A 19,425-nucleotide genomic window follows, 5' to 3' on the forward strand; every position below is an offset into this window, starting at 1 on the left:
AAAGATGTTAAAAACCTTTATTGAAAGACCTGTATTATCTACAGTTATTTCCATCTTAATTGTCATTTTAGGACTTTTAGGATTATCAGCTTTACCCATAACTCAATATCCAGATATCGCTCCGCCATCGGTTCAGGTTGCTGCTTCGTATCCAGGTGCAAATGCACAAACGGTTCTTGAAAGTGTAATTGTACCAATCGAAGAGCAAATTAATGGTGTTGAAGGAATGGATTATATTACATCAACCGCAAGTAACGATGGTTCTGCTTCGATTCAAGTCGTTTTTAAACAAGGAATTGATCCTGATATTGCATCGGTAAACGTTCAAAATCGTGTGGCTCGTGCTACGCCTTTGTTACCTACAGAAGTTACTAGAACTGGTGTTACCACTCAGAAACAACAAACGAGTTCATTGATGTTCTTGTCTTTTTATTCTGAGAATGAAAATTATGATGCAACTTTTGTTCAAAATTATTTGAACATTAATGTTATTCCCGAACTAAAAAGGATTAATGGAGTAGGAGATGCTTCTGTTTTTGGAGCGAAAAACTACGCAATGCGTGTTTGGTTAGATCCTGCTAAAATGGCTTCTTATGGTTTAATTCCTTCTGATGTTTCTGCTGCAATTAATGAGCAATCCTTAGAAGCTGCTGCAGGACAATTAGGAGAAAATTCGGGAGAAACATTCCAATATATTATTAAATATAGCGGTAAATATAAAACGCAACAACAATATGAAGATATTGTAATTAAAGCTTTAGAAGGAGGTCAAGTTCTTCGTTTAAAAGATGTTGCAGAAATTGAATTAGGTGCCCAAACGTATGGTGGTTTTTCTGAATTAAATGGTTTCCCTGCCGTAGCAATGGCTATTTATCAAACGCCAGGTTCAAATGCACAGGAGATTATTGTGAATATCAAGAAAGAATTAGATAAAATCGAAAAGAACTTACCTAATGGAATCAAATACAAAATCAATCTTGATTCGAATGAATTTCTAGAAGCTTCTATAGATAAAGTAGTTACTACATTGATCGAAGCCTTTATTTTGGTTTTCTTCGTGGTTTATATTTTCTTACAAGATTTTAGATCTACATTGGTTCCGTTAATTGCGGTTCCAGTTTCAATTGTTGGTACGTTCTTCTTCCTGAATTTATTCGGATTCTCATTAAACTTATTAACGCTATTTGCATTGGTGCTGGCCATCGGAATTGTTGTTGATGATGCCATTGTTGTGGTTGAAGCCGTTCACGCCAAGATGGAGGAAACAGGAGAAGATGCTCGAACAGCGACCAATAACGCAATGAGCGAAATTTCTGGTGCGATCGTTTCGATTACATTGGTTATGTGTGCCGTTTTTATTCCGGTAACCTTTATATCCGGACCAACCGGAGTTTTCTATAAACAGTTTGGGGTTACGTTGATTGTTGCGATTGCAATTTCTGCAGTTAACGCTTTAACTTTAAGTCCAGCTTTATGTGCTTTGTTCTTAAAATCACATCATCACGAAGAAGGTAAAAAACGTAATTTCATTCAGCGATTCTTTGATGCATTCAACAATTCGTTTAATGCAATGACCAATAAATATGGAAATTCATTTAAGTTTTTGTTCAAGCACAAATGGATTTCGTTTGCTATTTTAATCGCTTGTTTAGGATTGACATTCTATGCTAGTAAATCAATGCCTGCTGGATTTGTACCAAGTGAAGACCGTGGTTTCGTTATGGGAAATATCGAATTGCCTGCTGGTGCTTCTGTTGACCGTGTAAATCAATTAGGTGAGAAATTCTCTTTACAAGCACGCCAAATTCCGGGAATTGAGACGGTAACTGTTATTTCAGGTAGAAGTATTATTTCAGGATCAGGTTCTAACTATGGTTTTATGTTGATTAAATTAAAACCTTTTGCTGATCGTACAACACCAGAATTGGCAACAGACGCTGTGATTGGTCAATTATTTGGTTTAGCAGGAAAAGATTTTCCAGACGCAAAAATGATTTTCTTCCAACCGCCAAGTATTCAAGGATTTGGTACATCGGCTGGTTTTGAAATGAAATTGTTAGATAAATCAGGTGGGAACTTAAAAGATTTCGATAAAACAACACAAGAGTTTTTAGGAGCTTTAATGCAACGCCCAGAAATTATGTATGCGCAGACGTCGTTAAATACAAACTACGCGCAATACGAAATTAAATTAGATATTGCTCGTGCCAAACAATCTGGTGTTTCTGTAAGTAGTATTTTCTCAACTTTACAAGGTTATGTTGGAGGAAATTATGTAAGTGATTTTACTCGTTTTGGAAAACAATATCGCGTAATGTTACAAACGCTTCCAGGTGATCGTAAAGATGTTTCGAGCTTAAATGGAATGTTTGTGAAAACAGCTTCTGGTGCAATGGCGCCATTGAGTCAGTTTGTGAGTTTAGAAAAAGTTTATGGTCCGCAATCGGTGAATCGTTTTAACTTATTTACTTCAGCAAATATAAACGGTGCTCCAAAACCAGGTTATTCATCTGGTGATGCTATTAATGCAGTTCTTGAAGTTGCAGATCAAAAATTATCTAACAGTTACGGGATTGATTTTACGGGATTAACTCGTGAGGAAATCAATGCTGGTTCGCAAACCATTTTGATTTTTGCATTGTGTATTATTTTCGTTTACTTCATTTTAGCTGCGCAATACGAAAGTTATATGTTGCCATTTGCGGTAATCTTATCTTTACCTGCCGGAATTATGGGAGCATTTATTTCTCAGAAAATAGCCGGACTTGAAAATAATATTTACTTCCAAATTGCCCTCGTGATGCTGGTTGGGTTACTCGCCAAGAATGCCATTCTTATTGTTGAGTTCGCATTACAAAGTAGAAAAAATGGGAACGGTGTAGTTCAAGCTGCCATAGAAGGAGCAAAAGCGCGTTTGCGTCCAATTTTAATGACATCTTTTGCCTTTATTTTAGGATTAATGCCACTTGTTTTTGCTTCTGGAGTTGGTGTTGTTGGTAACCGTTCTATTGCAACAGGTGCTGCTTTTGGATTGTTAATCGGAACGATTTTAGGTGTTTTCTTAATTCCTGTGTTGTTCGTGATTTTCCAAAATATTCAAGAGAAAATCACACCTGCGAAATTTAAAAAATCTATTGAAGAATAATTATGAAATTGATATATAGAACAGCTTCATTAGCATTGGTCGCAATTACATTACAATCTTGTATTGCAACTAAAAAATACGAACGTCCGGAAATCACAATCGAAGAAAATTTCCGAACAGAAAATATTGCAACCGATAGTCTTTCGATGGCAAGTTTACCATGGAATGAAGTTTTTACCGATTCGAAATTGCAAGAATACATTACTTACGGATTAGATAACAATATGGATATTCGTACTGCAATTCAAAATATCGAAGCAGCTGAAGCTTATGCAACCCAAGGTAAAATGGGATATTATCCTACGTTGAATATTGGAGCAAATTACACACATTCTGTAAATTCAATTAATACGCAATTTGGTCGAATTTTAGGTCAACGTCAACGATTAGATCAGTTTGATATTACGGCAAATTTAGGTTGGGAAGCCGATATTTGGGGTAAAATTACGAGCCAAAAGAATGCATTAAAAGCTTCGTTTTTACAAAGTGTGACTGCGCATCAAGCGGTAAAAACACAATTGATAAGTAGTATTGCAACAAGTTATTATCAACTATTAGCTTTAGACGAACAAAAGAAATTTACAGAAGAAACGATCATCAATAGAACCAATAGTTTAGCAACCAATATGGCGCTAAAAGAAGCAGGTGTGGTTACGGAAGTTGCTGTTCGTCAAACGGAAGCGCAATTAATCAACGCAAAAGGTTTATTGCTGGATATCGAAAACAATATTAAATTACAAGAAAATATTTTGTGTTTGTTGTTGGGTGATATGCCACACGCAATTGAACGTTCAACTTTAGCAGAACAGAATCTTTCGATCGATCCTAAAATCGGAGTTCCTGCGCAGTTGTTAGCCAATCGTCCAGATGTTGCTGCGGCTGAGTTTGCGGTTATGAATGCGTTTGAAATGACCAATGTTGCACGTGCAGCTTTTTATCCGACTTTAAGAATCACTGCTGCAGGTGGTTTGCAATCGGTTGATGCTTCAAAACTTTTCGATCCAACATCATTTTTTGCAAATATTGTAGGTGGATTGGCAGCTCCGATTTTCAATCGTGGACAAATTCGTACCGATTATAAAGTGAGTCAAACCAATCAAGAAAAGGCTTTGATAAATTATCAAAAAGCGATTTACACAGCTTCAAAAGAAGTTTCTGATGCGTTATATACCTACGAAGCTATGGATAAAAAGATTGTGTTAAAAGAACAAGAAGCGGCAAATTATTTAAAGGCAGTTGAATATTCTACTGAGTTGTTAAATAATGGTATGGCAAGTTATATCGAAGTGTTAACTGCAAACGAAAGTGCCTTAAATGCACAGTTGAGCATTGCAACAACGAAATATACAAAGTTGGCTGCTGCCGTTCAGTTATATAAGGCTTTAGGAGGCGGAGTTCAATAACTAAAGCACAGTTTAAATATCAAAACCTGTAAGATTTTTCTTGCAGGTTTTTTTTTTGTAGCTATTTCCAGCTTTTCGCTAAATCTTTTATTCCACTTCGTTTCATAAAAGGATACCGCTGCAATCTGGGCTATTAAGTGGATTTCGTTCTTGTGATTTTGTTATGTTTTTTGATTTTATTTTTTAAAAATCTTTTTGCTTAATTTTACAAATCAAAACTAAGTTTTATAATGCAGGTCAAAATCTCATCAATCTTAAAAACATTATTTTTTAACCAAGTTTGGACAATTCCGAATACCGAGAATAAAATCTACTTGACTTTCGATGATGGGCCAATTCCTGTTGTTACGCCTTGGGTTTTAGAAACCTTGAAAAGATATCAAATCAAAGCTACATTTTTTTGTATTGGTGATAATGTAAGAAAATATCCAGAAGTTTTTAAACAGATTATCTCCGAAGGACATCAGATTGCCAATCACTCGTTTAATCATCTGAATGGTTGGAAAACGGATTCGAAAAAGTACATTGAAAATGTGATTGAGGCTGAAAATGAAATTTCTAAACATACAAATTCATCAAAAAAATTATTTCGACCGCCTTACGGAAAAATAAAACCCAACCAATCGTATAAACTACGAAAGTTGGGTTTTAAAATTATTATGTGGGATATTATCAGTAAAGACTATGATGTGAATTTACTTCCAGAAAACTGTGAATTAAATGTAATTCAGAATATTAGTTCGGGTAGTATAATCATTTATCATGACAGCAAAAAAGCATCGAAAAATCTTTCGGGTAGTTTGCCTTCGGTAATCGAAAAATTACAAAAAGCAGGATATACTTTCGGTCTGCTTAGTTAAAAGCTTTTGCAATCATTATTAATGAAGCTTTATCTGTAATTCCAGACTGTCTCCAAACCATTGCTCCATTTTTATAAACCATTAAGGTTGGTGCAGATTTGATTCGAAGTGCTTCGGTTAATTCTTTATTTTTTTGAATGTCAATTTTAATGATGACCAATTTCTCTCCCATTTCTAAAGCGATTTCTTCGATAATAGAATGCATCTCAATACATTCTGGATTGTTATCTGCAGAAAAGTGTATTAAAACGGGTGTATTTGTATTTATTAAATCTCCGAATTTCGACATAAGTTGATTCTTAATTTGTTTTACAAAATTACGCTTTTTGACGAATTACCGTTTATTTATCTTGTTTTTTTTAGTTCGATAACCGTAATTTCTGGGTTAATACCAACACGTCCCGCAAAAGCGTGAAAACCAAAACCGCGATTTACATAAATATAGTTTTTGGCTTTTTGGTATAATCCTGCCCATTGCGGATAAACATATTTAACCGGACTCCATTGGAAGTATCCTGGAATTTCTATTCCAAATTGCATTCCGTGTGTATGACCTGATAATGTAAGTCCATAATTCATTGGGTTTTCAACAACTTCAGCTTCCCAATGTGATGGGTCGTGTGTAAGTAAAATCTTAAATGTTTCAGGGTTTAAACCTTCACTGGCTAAAGGTAAATCACCCGCTTTTTTAAATTTTAATCCCCAGTTTTCAACACCAACTAAATTGATTATTTCGTTGTCTTTTGTAAAAGTAACGTTTTCGTTTAGTAACAATCTCCAACCAACTTTGGCGTGACTATTTTTGATTTCTTCAAAGTTTTTTTGTTTGGCTTGTACAGAATCAAATTTCACATATTCACCATAATCGTGATTTCCTAAAATGGAATAATTACCAAATGGATGTTTTTTAATTTTCGATAAAATAGAAATCCAAGGATTCATTTCTTCGGCCAAACTATTGACTAAATCGCCTGTAAAAACAAAAACGTCTGAATCTTGTTCGTTTATCAAATCCACGGCATATTGAATTTTTTCAGCATCGTCTAAACTTCCGCTATGTATGTCCGAAATTTGAGTGATTTTGAAACCGTCGAAAGCTTCTGGTAAGTCATCGAAATAAATAGTCTGTTTGATTACTTTAAAATTATATTTTCCTTTTGCCATTCCGTAAATAATCGAAAGGAAAGGAATTGCTGCTATTCCTAATGCAACTTGAGAAACAAATTTTCTGCGTTCAGGTAAAAAAGTAGTTGTTTCTGTTCCTGCAATTTTTTTTCCAATTCCAAAGAAAACTCGAAGAATATCTTGAATTAACATCGGAACAGAAAGTATTAATTTTGGTAAAACAATCAACAAAACAATACTCATCAAAAACATACTTTTATGAGATTGCCCTTTAGAAAAATTGGTGTTGTAAAAATTGTATCCAATATATAAATACAACAAAAAAGTAATTATAAAATAAAGAATAGTAAAAGTTTTACTTCTGTTTAAGGAACTAAAAGCGATGTAACTATAATATTCTAAAAATAATAAAATGATTATTGGGATTGCAAAACGCATTTTCTTTTGAATTTTGAATCAAAAATAAATCATATCTAATTCACGTACTTGTTTTTTGTTTTTTATTTAACAAGAAACTTCTTTACAAGCACAAATTTAAATTATTTGGGCAAAACCTTCCACTGCGTTCCAGGTCGGGCTGTCCGCACTCGCTTTTTCCAAATTAAAAATTTGCAAAAGAGCTCAAACAAAGCTTCCATCCCTTTTGCGAGCTTCTGCAAATATTCATGCTTTATTTAAAAAAAAGAACAAACAACTTCCACAAATCTCCCCATATTGATTATTTCTGAAAAAAAGATCTCAAAATCGCAACAAAAAACAGATTCGATGTATCTTTTTTTAGAGCCAATAAAGGGTTATGAGCTGTTAAGACAAACACATAAAATACGATATAAAGTAATAGATGATGCTCCAGAGGTCTTTTTTTAACACTTTTTTATGATTAGCTACGTAAAACTACTACAATTTTTTAACTTTTTGCTATTTTTTAGGAAGTAGTAGATGACTTTAATAATTTTATTCCAAATATTTAAACAATCACTTAAAAAAATGTAATTATGGCAGAGAACAATGCAAGAGCTGTTTTAAAATTCAATGGAGGAAACGCTCAAAAAGTACTTAAATTAAACTACAATGTTGATCGTGCAGTAGATGTTTCAGGACGCGTAGCTTCAGATCCATCAAATGCAATTATCAGAATCACAGTTGAAGCAAACGAAAAATCAGAGATTTTAGAAAGCTTGTTAAACGGAAAGTACAAACCAACTACAGGAGAAGTAACCTTTAACAAATCACACGAAGAAGGAACTTTGATTAATTTAAACTGGGAAAACGGTTATGTGATTCAGCATTCAGTAGATTTCGATGCAATTGACTCAAACAGTATGTTTATCAGTTTTGTGATAAGTGCAGAAAAAATTAATTACGGCGGCGGAGCTTACGAAGGCATCTGGCCAAACGAGTAATGATTCAAGGAGCGCTTTTATGCGCTCCTTTTTCTTTTTAGCTGATAAAATCAACCTTTTTAAGAGTATGTTATTGAGAATTATAGAACCTCAAATAAAATATTTAACAAAATTACATCGTATTAAAAATCAAATAATTAACTTTAGTTAGTTTCATAAAACTTAATAAACACATATCAAAAAATAAATTTCATTTTTTTAGTGAACCAACCGCTATTAATCGAATCAAATAAGAAAGCATATGTTACAAGGAACTCAAAACCAAAAAAGCAATGCAGATTTAATGAACGACAACGAAATGTTCGGAATCTCGCATTTAACCAAGTTGACCATCGTAGTTGAAGGCAAACAAATCAAGAGTTATAAACATTTTGAATTATCGCAATCAGCCACAGGACATCACGAATTTTCATTGACTCTAGATTATGATTCGCTTGGAGAACCAGAAGATCATCATTTAGAAAACGCTCAAAAATATTTAGGACAACGTATTTTGGTAACTTTCAAATATAAGAATATTCCCAACGGACCTGAGCGACATTTTATTGGAGTAGTGACCAAAATTGGATTATCACGCGAACATCGCAATATGGGCGATTTAATATTTTCTGGTTACAGTCCAACTATTTTGTTAGACAAAGCACTTCATGTTCAAAGCTTTGGAGGCGATATGGCCGTGTCGTTAAATTATGTTGCCAATACCGTTTTAAGACAAGCCTTAGACGAACAAAATTATCCCATTTTCACAAATTCAGATTTTGGAAATGTAGGTTATAGTTGTCAATACAACGAAACACATTACAATTATTTAGCTCGACTTGCAGAAACCCACGGTCAGCAGTTTTTCTATGATGGTTATACCGTTAAATTCGGAAAGTTGACCAATCCCGAGAAAGCCATTGAATTGTATTATGGTAAAAATGTTGACCAAATCGAAATTTCTATCAAAACCTTACATGTAAATCCGAGATATTTTGGCTATAACAGCAGCGATGACGAACCGTTGAAAACCAACGAAAGCGATATAAAACACGTTTCTTCATTAGGAAAGATAGCTTATCAAATTTCACAAAAAACATTCAAAGCACCTTCCTATCAGGCAGCACCGATAAAAGCGCGAACATCAGTTGATGTGCAACAATCTCAAAACAGCACAGCAGGAAGCGCAGCAGTAGAAACATTTGTAACCACAGGACGAACCAGTGTTCCGTTTTTGTTTCCAGGTTGTGTGGTTGACATGCAATTGCTAAAACCCGGAACCAAACAAAAAACGTATTTCACCCGATTGATGATAACCAAGATTGAACATACAGTAGATAAACTGGGAACTTATGTTGGGCGGTTTGAAGCCGTTGGAAACGACACCGGTTATTTACCACGACCAGAATTCACAGAAGTAAAAGCCGAAGCTCAATTTGGAACTGTTGTAAGTAATGAAGATAAAATGGGACGCGTAAAAGTGCATTTTCCGTGGCAACGAGGTAGTGAAAACACCGATTGGGTTCGTGTGTTGACACCCGATGCGGGAAGCAGTAAACTGGTAAACAAAAACCGAGGATTTGTATTCATTCCTGAAGTAGGTGACCAAGTAATGGTTGGTTTCATCCACGGACATCCAGACCGACCTTATGTAATGGGAGGTTTATTCCATGGGAAAATTGGACTAGGCGGACAACAAGAAAACCATCTAAAAACCATCATCACACGTAGTGGTTGCACCATCCAGATTGATGATACCGAAAACAAAGGAAGCATCACCATCCACGACCCAAGCGGTAACAAATGGTATATGGATGGGGCTGGAAACATTGATGTTACTGCACCAAAAAACATTTCGTTGAATGCAGGTGAGAACGTATCAATTACAGCTGGAGTAAATATAACGTCTTCTGCTGGTGTTAATATTTCTGAATCGGCAGGAGTTAATCATACAACTTTTGCAGGAGCGATGATGACTCAAAACGCAGTTGCTGATTATTCATTATTGGCAGCTAATATTACCGAGATTGCAAATGGAGAGAAATCATCTCGAGCAAAAAATTTAAAAGAAAGTGCCCAAAATAAAGATGTGATAGTAGAAGGCGATAATAATTGGAATACTCAAAATGAGTTTAATAACAATTCGGGTGAAAAGTCTAAAAATCAATAATCATGGCAGGAGGAACTATTACAAGAATTGCGTTAGGTAAATCAACAACTGTTGTAGAAGAAAATTTTGAAGGTTTTTATCAAAAACTAACTATGTCTTCAGGTGGGATTTCTAATTTTAATGCAAAGAAAACAAATCATAATACACCCAAAGAAGAAGAATTAAAAGAAGGATATTTTATTAAAGGTTATTGGAGTTCAGATTCCGAAGGTAGAGTGAGAATTAATGAAGCCTATTTAGGCGATATTGTTTATTTCACAATAGAAACGCGTAATATAAAAGATGATAAGTTCATCGCAACTAGATTAGTTGATAGTAATTATAATGAGAGGCATCAAGGTAAAGATAAATCAATTGAACTTGGTAATGATGATAAGGGTTATCGTCTTATTAATTATCGTAAAGTATCTAAGAATAAAGTTGTAATAAAGATAACTTTAAGTGAATCTGGAATTTTAAGTGATTTAATTGATAAAGAAGATGATAGAACTGTAGAACTTTATTTTGCATGTAGTTACGCTAGTCAAAATGTAAAATTACCATTAGGTTACAAAGACTACTTAAAAACCTCAAAATTAAATATTCCTTTAATTATTTATCAACGTGCATTTGCACCTTGGTATAAATTTGGAAGTCTTTATGGTATATTGCCAAATTCATTTTATGGAGATAATCGAAGCTTTTCTTTGCTTGAAAATACTGTTGAAGGTGCAAAAAATGCTAAAGCGAATAATAAAGTGTCTTCAAGATTATACCACGAAATAAAAATTGTCTATCCCTTTGTAGGGATTGATGAAAAAAATGTCAAATCATATGCAAGTGAAACAGAAGGGGCGGTTATGATGATAGGGCCTGAAGATACAGCACATGAAAAACCGTATTCTGAACAATTTTTTGATGGAGATCAACTTATTATGCGAGTTTTAGGGCAAGATCCATTAGTAATCCCTGCTCCTAATATAGATTGTAAACTAGACCTTCAATTTAGGTTAGATAAGTCGACAAATATTTTAAATATAGTAGGACAAGTCTTTTACAAAGCTTTTCCAGCATATGAAGCATATATTGAAGACGATGCGGGTACCAAATTGTTTTTACACACTTTCGGACCACTACATGAAGAGTTATTAGCATGGGAACTTATGGATTTAGGCGAATTGGTATATTCTCCATACAATTGGATGAATAATCAACGAAAAAGTTCCAAAAAACCTTTAATGTTAGATAATCCGAATTATGATTATATTCAACCTGTCGAAATGAGTATTAAACTAAAAAGAGTAAACGGAACGCTTTTGTTTGATGAAACTCTAATAAAAGCTAAAGATGTTTTTAGAGTTAAGCCTAATGTAGAAATAATAATAGAAGATAAAAAGCAATCACGGAATTTATTGCAAAGTATTTTTCAAACTGCTTCTCTTTCTGGGCGAGGAAGTTTAGGACTGCATTTTACTGATTCAGGTAAGGAATATGTAAAACAAGCAGGTGGAAATTTAAATAAAGGGTTAAATAAAGTAAAGGCTACGTATAAAGCTACCGATTATAAAGATATAACAATTGACGCATGGAACAAAATACATTTAAAAAGACCAGCTTCAGAAGACTTGGATTTAGTAGAATAGCAATAATTTTTTCTTTGTTTTTTTTGTATTCTTGTAACATGATGGATGGAGAAATTTATTACATTCCTGAAGGATTAACGGGAGATATTGTTGTACTATTTGAAAGAGAAGATGGTTTGCCTAGAGAATGGAAAACGATTATATAGAATTCCTCCATCTGGAGTACTAAAAACTCAATTTAAAACAAATACTGGTTCTGTTTTTTTAAAATCAACAGAAAATGAAAAAGAAAGAACAAACGAAAAATATAGAACTTTCAACGAAAAATTCGAATTTTATTATGTTGATGAAAACGGTAATCCTATAAAAAAATTGAACTATCCCATTTATACATCCGATAGAGAATTCATAAAACCAAATGATTATAATGTATTTGGTGTTCAGGTAATTATTGGTCAAGGTAACAATGAATTTTATAGTTTTAAAAAAATAATTCTTTATAAAGATACTACTGACCTTAATTTTATAGATTATCTTGAAGATAAAAGTCTTGAAAAATTTTACAAAATACATTATTGGGATACGTTTGATGTACGAAAAGATAGCGTACCAGTAGGTTTTAATTGGGATGATTACAGAAAACTTGTGAAATAAACCAGCTTGTGGACAAGAATATCCTATGCCTGAAATATTTTCTAAAGTAGGTGATGTTATACTTTTTGCAATCGATGAATTACCTGATGGAACTACAAAAACATTTAAAGTAATAAAAATACGTACAACAACGGCATTTAAGTCGATTGAAGGCATAAATCAATTAAAGAAGACGATTTATACAGAATCGATAGATTTAGATACAAATACACTAAACTCTTTTTCTTATCATGTTGAAAGTGTTGAACATTTTTATAAAATTAAAAACAATGCTACCCAAATTTATATAGATGAAATAGTTTTTGAAATTCCAATTGAAAGAGGAACGAGAATGATAATGTTCAATTACTTGAAAAAAGGAATCAAATTTGGAACTAAGGTTGCTGATGTATTTGATAAGATTCAAGTATATAAAGAAATGATAAATATGATACCCGAACTTAGTGATAATAAAAAATTTAATATGCCCTCGTTATCTACATTAGTTGGATTGTATTCTTTTATACCTGGTGCTCAAATGCTTGCGTTTGGCTTAGGTTTAGCAGAAGTAATTATTAAAGACCAATTAGCAGAGGTTGATTATGTTATTGAGCAAAGCATGTGGGTAAATTGGCAAAATGTTAAAACCAAAGGGCTTGAAGCTGACAAAAAATTTGTAAACAACGATGGTTGGGCAGAAACAAAAAGTTTTCTATATTTTTCGGTAAGTAATAACTTATTAGACCAAATTTTAAAAGGAAATATTATGAATATTGATGATTTAAAAGATCAAGTACATGGTGAATCTGACACCAAAACACATACCATATTTACTTACAGGGTTGAAGAAAATGAGATTGATGATTTTTATGATGTTGTAGATTGTATATTTTTAAACGAATAAAAAGTTATGAAAAAAATGTTAATCGTAATTGCTGTAGGCTTTGTAACTATTGTTAGTTGCCAGCAAAAACCTTATTTTAAAGAAGTTGTTTCAGAAAAAAGTGTAACAATAACCATGCGCGAAGTAGAAGGTCAAAAAAAATATATTTTAAATATACCTATTGAATTTGAACTAAATCTAAATCAAACTGATATTAAGGATGTCGGTATTTATTATAACAAAGATTCAAAGAGGGTTCAGGAACTATTTGAATATTTAGTGTACAACGGAGATACAAACAAAGTTTTATTTGCTATAGAAGATTTAGGATATGGCAGCTACCCAAACAGTATTTATGTGGTTGATGGTTTGCATGAGTTAACCGATATTCAAGCCAAAGAATTACTAGAAAAATATGCTGTTAAAAAATCACTTTTCGAACTAAAAAACAAAAGAGATACCATAGAAGTAATTTCATATAAAAAGTTTAGAGCTGACCATCCAGATTTTATAAATAAAATGAGAGAAAAACCAGATACATTAAAACTAAGTATTGGTTTTAGTAAAGGCAGAGAAGAAGTTTTTGCAGAGCAAATTAAATGGTAATTTTTTGTTAAAAGTTAGATTCAAAAAACGAATCTAACTTTTTTATTTTAAGAAAGTTGCGATTTTTTTAGTAACTTCAATGAAGTGTTTTTTGAAGAGTTTTGAGATAGGAAATTGAAGTAGAAATTCTGAATTCACTACTCAAGCGGTAACAAATGGTATATGGTGCTGGAAATATCGATGTTACTGCACCAGAAAATATTTATATAAATGCTGGAAAAGATATAAATATAACGGCAGGTGAAAATTTAAATGTTAATGTAGGAAACGATATGAAAACAAATGTGGGGAATGACCACACCGTAGATATTACAAATGATCATAAGTTTAATTCTAAAAACTATAAACAAACAATTAATGAAGATAAGACAATAACCATAATTGGAGATTTAAATGAAACAACATCTACAACTACTCATAAAGCTAAATATGGTGATATTCTTATCCAAAGTTCTGGGGTAGCAAAAGTTCTTGGAAAGATTGATGCAAAAGTAAATAAAGGATAATTATTGATGTATTGAAGTAAGTATAATTACCGTTATTATTATGTGTTTTCTCATTTTTATGATTTTATGAATATTAAAATAGGCAATTACTTTTATTAACAAAGAGCTATATAAGCTTTTTTTAAAGTTCTATAATCTCTATTTTTTGACTTTCATCTCATGCAATATCTATAAAAGAGAAAATTAACTGTATTTACCTTCACTTACTGCAATTGCAATAAGTGTGATACTAATAATCCTTGCGCCAATTATCCTTCTATTAGTACCAATAGAAGCAAATAACTCACATATTTGATATTTATAAAAGTAAAAACAATGTTTATTAAATCAATGAAATATATTTTATTCTGTTTCTTTTTTATGCAAGTATCATGTCAAGAGAATAAAGAAAATAAAAACACAAAGGAAAAAACGATAACAAAATACGAATGGACAGAAGGTACTTCACCGCATTAGGTTACCCAATGGAAGTATATAAGGGCGGTATGGAATATGAAGGTAATGGCTGGGTGGGTTTAAGTTTTGGGATGATTCCTGGAATTCATGGTTGGGGTTCAATTAATAATGGAATGAGTAGTGGTTTTAAAGGTTTACCTACTCGTTTAGATTTTATATGGATGTCTTATACAGAAAATCAATTTTATCAGATAAAAGCTGATATAGATACGGAGAAGATAAGGGAATATTTTAGCGAAGGATATAAAATAAAGGGAGCAAGTGGAAAGATTCAACACCTAAATTATGATGTAGTTTGTGTAGGTATGGCACCAGGTGGGGTAGTAGTAGTTTGGATAGCAGGAGTAGGTTGGCAAAAAGAAATAGGAAGATATCAGGGAGAAAAAGTAACCATTTCAGAATCTGAAATAGCTAAATTAGACAGTTACGAAAATAGATTTTGGAGAGAAGATTATATAAATATGGTTTTCAATAATGGTAAAATAATTCCCGAAAAAGTAAAAAAAGAAAACGAAGGAAAACCTATCCCATTTGGGATATGGGATGTCTATAGAACTCGATTTAGCTGGAAACCCGTCTTTGAATTGCCTGAAAATTCAATATTAAATCCATTAACAGATGTAGGAATGAGTATGATCAATGGAGAGTGGGAGCAATTAGATGGAGCAGTTCAACCTTTATCTGATTATGAATGGAGAGCAATGCCTACAAAAATAGGTTTTGTTTATAAGAACCTGAAAGGAGAATTATTTGGAGGGAATTGTGAAATTAATGAAAAGTCGAGTCTTGAAGTTTTTCAAAAAGTTTTTGGAGATGATCCTACTAGCACCAAAGCAGAGTTGGTAATAAAAGTAAATGAAGCAAATAGTTATTTTACGGTGAAGCTAAAAGGAGAAAACGGAAAAGAAGCATTTATAAAAACGGATAATCTAGAAGTTTTTTAAATTTAAAAAATTATGAAAAAAACATATGTATATAATACTGGCAATTATTCAGATCCAAAAGATGAATTAGAAATTGAGGTAGGTGTTTTTTTTGACGGTACTCTTAATAATCTTAAAAATACAGAACTTCGACAAAAGTATAAAGACCATGAAAACAAAATGGAAAGTACTGATACTGACGAAGAGATTTTAAGAAAAGAAAAGGCAATAGAGGCTTCAACAAAAGCACAAGAAAAAGAATATAAAAAATTAAAAAACAAAGACAACCCCGATGTAGGAAACGAGTACGAACAATACCTTAAAGCTATACATAGAAGCTATATGGACAAAATGGGTGTTGACAATAGCTTTAGTAACGATTTTACCAATGTAGCTAGAAAATACATGTTCGCCGATATGGAATTATATTCCATTTATATTGAAGGTATTGGTACAGTAGGTGATGATAAAAAAAATAGAAAAGATGATGGAGCTAGTTTTAAATACGAAAAAACAAAAACCGATAATTTTTTAGATTACAACAATTCGCAAGTGTCGTTTTACGTTTGGCAAATAAAAATTATGCAAAATGAAGTTGAAAAATATTATCATTAAAAGCTTTTATATTTTATTGATTTCATTAATTTATGGATGTGCTGTGTGCAAGGATGCTAACATGAATTTATATAAAAAGAATAATAGCGATTTTACTCCACTTATTGAATTTCTTTCAGGAAACGAAGAGATTAGACTTTTTGGTTCAGGCATTACAAGTGATTATTTTAAAAGTAGATACAAAAAAACAATAGACGGTCAAATTGTAAAAAAATCATTTGACTTATTTGATACAGATAACAAAGGAAATAAATTTATTTATAAAACGTATCCAGAAGAATTATATTCGGCATTTCTTTTTGGAAAATTTCAAAATATCAGCGAACATACTATTGTAGTTTATGGAACAATTGCTGATTCATACATACAAGTACAATATCCAGAAAAAAGTAGAGATACCATCAAAGTTATAAACATAGAAGTTTGTAATAATAATTTTCATGGAAAAATGCAAATAACCGATAAATCAGCTAAAAGCTTATATACAACCAAATTTAAATTAGGTACTGGTTATTGGAAAGACTACCATTTTGTAGAAGAAACGAATGAATACCCAATAAAAGTAGAAGGAAAAGTTAAAAACAATTTCAAATTTGGAGAATGGAAATATTATAACAAAGAAGGCAACATTGACAGCGTCAGAATCTATACATTAAAAGATTCTGTAGATGTGCGTTTTCCCCATTGTATTTTTAATAAAACAGAACCTTGTTATTGAATTAAATCAAATTTTATTCAAAAATTTTAAACGACGTGTCAACTACGCAAGATAAACAACAGAATGCACGAAAGTCACATAAAATTTACAGAAAACATCCAGGTACTTTTAGCAAATGAAAATATAAAAATAAAAAATTTACGCCTCAATATTTTCCAAATGACAATTGTTCTGATGGTGTTTTTCAAAAGAATACTAAGAGATACAACACTATCCTAAGACGAATGAAAAAATCTTTAGAAATTGGATTGATTTATTTGATACTCACAAAGAAATTCCGCCCATTACTGGACCAAAATATTAAAGAAGAAAACAATGAAAAACAAAAAGTATTTTTATTATAGGTAGTATAACAACTATTATTATCGTTATAATCATAGATACATGCCATGATTATAATAATTATAAAATTATCCGTAACCAAAATGTTGAAAATACACCTAATTATTATGTGGAATTTAAGAGAAGTTCAGGAAATCATAAAGACGCCGAAGAAATGGAACATATTGTTGAAGGAGATGGACTGCAATATAAAGGAAGATGTAAATACAATTAACTTGGAGAAAAACAGAAAAAAATAATTGATAATGAGTAAACTACAGTTTTTTTACATTTTGTGTATTATCATTTTAGTTGATCAAAAGATAAGTGCGCAAAATATTACAATTCTAAAAGATTCGGTACATATTTCCAATCAATATTATGTACTTGAAGAAATGAATTTAAGTATTAAAAATAAAAATATTTATAAAATTTTACAGCAAAAATATAATCTTTTTGACGGTAATTATTTTAAAGATCCAATTAATAGACTTACAGCAAAAAAAGAAAAATTAATCAATTTAAGCGAAGATTTAAATAGACATCAATATGGATTCGAATCTTACGAAATTTTATATATTGATTCTAAATATTTAGCATTATCAATTAGCATTCAAGTATTTGGAAGCCCTTGGGAAGATAGTGAATATTATTTTTTCGATTTAGAAAAAGATACAAATATTGGAAATTCTTTATTTAAAAATCGAAAAAAGCTTCTGCTAGAATGTAATAAAAAATTAATAAATCAAGAAAATATTCGTCTAAATTTAGAGACCTCTGATTTATCGAACTACATATTAGTTTTTGATTCAAATAGAAAGTTTAATGAAATTATTTTTGTTTTCAAAGATTTAAATAATTATTCAGTTAGCGGAAATCAAAAATATGAAGTTTCATTTACGAGAATTGAAATCGAGAATTTTATTGCATCAAAATATAGAAATACAAATATTTTTAAATTTTAGTTTTGATGATTTTGAAGAAATAGAAACAACCTATAAAATAATCTTGTTGTATAATGCACTACAGGTTTCTTTATCTTTTATAAAATTCACGAAAAATTTCCAGATAGAGTTGTTGCTTATCTAAATCTTGCGGATAGTTATTGGGAAATAGGACAGGAAGATTTAGCTAAAGATAATTATCAAAAATATATTGAACTAATGAAACTTCAAAAGAAAGATTTGAATAAAATACCTAAATATGTTTGGGGAAGAACTAAGTAACTTTATTTTTATCCTGAATTTTTGGCAATAATAGTTTTAGTCAATAAAAACCCGAAACATGTTAATGAAATTGAAGAAAAAAATTGGCGCAAAAACATCATTATAATATTCGTATTTACCTTTTCATTAGTATCTAGTCAAGCTTTTTACGTTACAGGAAATCTTGATAATGACAATCTAATTGATAGTCTTAATGTTCAAAAAAACGAATAAAAAGTTTTTAATTCAAGATATGAGAATAGCTACAAAACTACTCGTTAATAAACAATCAATTATGAAAATAAATAAAAAACTTCTGTATATTTTATTCTTTTTATGGATTCAAATTGTATCTGCGCAAACTTCGGTTTATTATAAAAATGACGTAATCGGTCAGTTACATAATTCTACTGAAATTTACGAATGTGAAGATTGTTATTATCTAGAAGAAATGATTTTGTTCAATACAAAAATTAATATACAAATTCCTGTTACAGCTCAAAATGAAAAAATTGAAATACTCTATAAATATAATTTAATCGAAAAAGAGAATGAAACGATACTAGAATTTAGTTCTGTTTATACAGGTGATTTTTTCTTGATTTATTTCATGAAATTTGAAAACGAAATTTATATTAATAAGCTACTTCGATTTCAAAGGTCAATTTATAAAAAAGAACTTGCTCCCGACGATTTCGATTATCTTCCTGCAACTGAAATTTGTAAACTGGATTCTATTATTAAAATAAAAGACGTACTTCCTATGTTAGATTTTTTAAATTCAAATTTTGATAATTGCCTTCAATGTCCATTAGAAGTAAGTATTGATGAATGTATTGAAAATGAAAATAAAAAATATGAATGGTGATTTTCTTATTTTAAAAATTTAGGGTAAGTCATTTTATTTAATCT

17 protein-coding genes are annotated in these 19,425 nt (G+C 31.4%); 15 read left to right on the forward strand and 2 right to left on the reverse strand.

Annotated features, from left to right (window positions below; genetic code table 11):
• Nucleotides 1-4: 4 nt before the first annotated feature.
• The 3 genes from EG240_RS03705 (at nucleotide 5) to EG240_RS03715 (ending at nucleotide 5,408) form a co-directional block, all read left to right on the forward strand.
• On the forward strand, nucleotides 5-3,145 hold the full coding sequence (locus EG240_RS03705; RefSeq protein ID WP_125017550.1) for an efflux RND transporter permease subunit: 3,141 nt from the start codon (nucleotides 5-7) through the stop codon (nucleotides 3,143-3,145).
• Nucleotides 3,146-3,147: 2 nt separating this feature from the next.
• Entirely contained in the window at nucleotides 3,148-4,548 is a 1,401-nt protein-coding gene (locus tag EG240_RS03710) for an efflux transporter outer membrane subunit (RefSeq protein WP_125017552.1), read from the forward strand.
• A 230-nt stretch (nucleotides 4,549-4,778) separates the two neighbouring features.
• Nucleotides 4,779-5,408, forward strand: a complete 630-nt coding sequence (locus EG240_RS03715; RefSeq protein WP_125017554.1) for a polysaccharide deacetylase family protein — start codon at nucleotides 4,779-4,781, stop codon at nucleotides 5,406-5,408.
• Here the strand turns inward: EG240_RS03715 and EG240_RS03720 are convergent.
• A complete protein-coding gene (locus EG240_RS03720) occupies nucleotides 5,401-5,697 on the reverse strand; it encodes a thioredoxin family protein (protein WP_125017556.1) in 297 nt (98 codons plus the stop codon). The two genes, EG240_RS03715 and EG240_RS03720, sit on opposite strands and share 8 nt — an antisense overlap.
• Nucleotides 5,698-5,753: 56 nt before the next feature.
• Complete coding sequence (locus EG240_RS03725; RefSeq protein WP_125017558.1) at nucleotides 5,754-6,971, reverse strand: metallophosphoesterase; 1,218 nt, start codon at nucleotides 6,969-6,971, stop codon at nucleotides 5,754-5,756.
• A gap of 557 nt (nucleotides 6,972-7,528) precedes the next feature.
• Here EG240_RS03725 and tssD point away from each other — a divergent pair.
• From tssD to EG240_RS03785, 12 genes are all read left to right on the forward strand, one after another.
• Entirely contained in the window at nucleotides 7,529-7,936 is a 408-nt protein-coding gene (gene tssD / locus EG240_RS03730; protein WP_125017560.1) for a type VI secretion system tube protein TssD, read from the forward strand.
• Between the two features lie 241 nt (nucleotides 7,937-8,177).
• Nucleotides 8,178-10,085 (forward strand): type VI secretion system Vgr family protein, encoded by a 1,908-nt coding sequence (locus EG240_RS03735; RefSeq protein ID WP_125017562.1) that lies wholly within the window; start codon nucleotides 8,178-8,180, stop codon nucleotides 10,083-10,085.
• Between the two features lie 2 nt (nucleotides 10,086-10,087).
• On the forward strand, nucleotides 10,088-11,707 hold the full coding sequence (locus EG240_RS03740; RefSeq protein ID WP_125017564.1) for a hypothetical protein: 1,620 nt from the start codon (nucleotides 10,088-10,090) through the stop codon (nucleotides 11,705-11,707).
• Nucleotides 11,708-11,818: 111 nt separating this feature from the next.
• Complete coding sequence (locus tag EG240_RS03745) at nucleotides 11,819-12,301, forward strand: hypothetical protein (RefSeq protein ID WP_125017566.1); 483 nt, start codon at nucleotides 11,819-11,821, stop codon at nucleotides 12,299-12,301.
• Between the two features lie 25 nt (nucleotides 12,302-12,326).
• On the forward strand, nucleotides 12,327-13,184 hold the full coding sequence (locus EG240_RS03750) for a hypothetical protein (RefSeq protein WP_125017568.1): 858 nt from the start codon (nucleotides 12,327-12,329) through the stop codon (nucleotides 13,182-13,184).
• 6 nt (nucleotides 13,185-13,190) lie between these two features.
• On the forward strand, nucleotides 13,191-13,769 hold the full coding sequence (locus tag EG240_RS03755; RefSeq protein WP_125017570.1) for a hypothetical protein: 579 nt from the start codon (nucleotides 13,191-13,193) through the stop codon (nucleotides 13,767-13,769).
• A gap of 155 nt (nucleotides 13,770-13,924) precedes the next feature.
• On the forward strand, nucleotides 13,925-14,275 hold the full coding sequence (locus tag EG240_RS03760; protein WP_125017572.1) for a bacteriophage T4 gp5 trimerisation domain-containing protein: 351 nt from the start codon (nucleotides 13,925-13,927) through the stop codon (nucleotides 14,273-14,275).
• Between the two features lie 428 nt (nucleotides 14,276-14,703).
• Complete coding sequence (locus EG240_RS03765; protein WP_125017574.1) at nucleotides 14,704-15,675, forward strand: DUF2931 family protein; 972 nt, start codon at nucleotides 14,704-14,706, stop codon at nucleotides 15,673-15,675.
• 12 nt (nucleotides 15,676-15,687) lie between these two features.
• Entirely contained in the window at nucleotides 15,688-16,269 is a 582-nt protein-coding gene (locus EG240_RS03770; RefSeq protein ID WP_125017576.1) for a hypothetical protein, read from the forward strand.
• On the forward strand, nucleotides 16,244-16,987 hold the full coding sequence (locus tag EG240_RS03775) for a hypothetical protein (protein WP_125017578.1): 744 nt from the start codon (nucleotides 16,244-16,246) through the stop codon (nucleotides 16,985-16,987). Before EG240_RS03770 ends, EG240_RS03775 begins: the two co-directional genes overlap by 26 nt.
• A 587-nt stretch (nucleotides 16,988-17,574) precedes the next feature.
• A complete protein-coding gene (locus EG240_RS03780) occupies nucleotides 17,575-18,273 on the forward strand; it encodes a hypothetical protein (protein ID WP_125017581.1) in 699 nt (232 codons plus the stop codon).
• A gap of 535 nt (nucleotides 18,274-18,808) precedes the next feature.
• On the forward strand, nucleotides 18,809-19,381 hold the full coding sequence (locus EG240_RS03785) for a hypothetical protein (RefSeq protein ID WP_125017583.1): 573 nt from the start codon (nucleotides 18,809-18,811) through the stop codon (nucleotides 19,379-19,381).
• The last annotated feature ends 44 nt before the right edge of the window (nucleotides 19,382-19,425 follow it).

The organism is Paenimyroides tangerinum, from assembly GCF_003865405.1.
Classification (GTDB): Bacteria; Bacteroidota; Bacteroidia; order Flavobacteriales; family Flavobacteriaceae; genus Flavobacterium; species Flavobacterium tangerinum.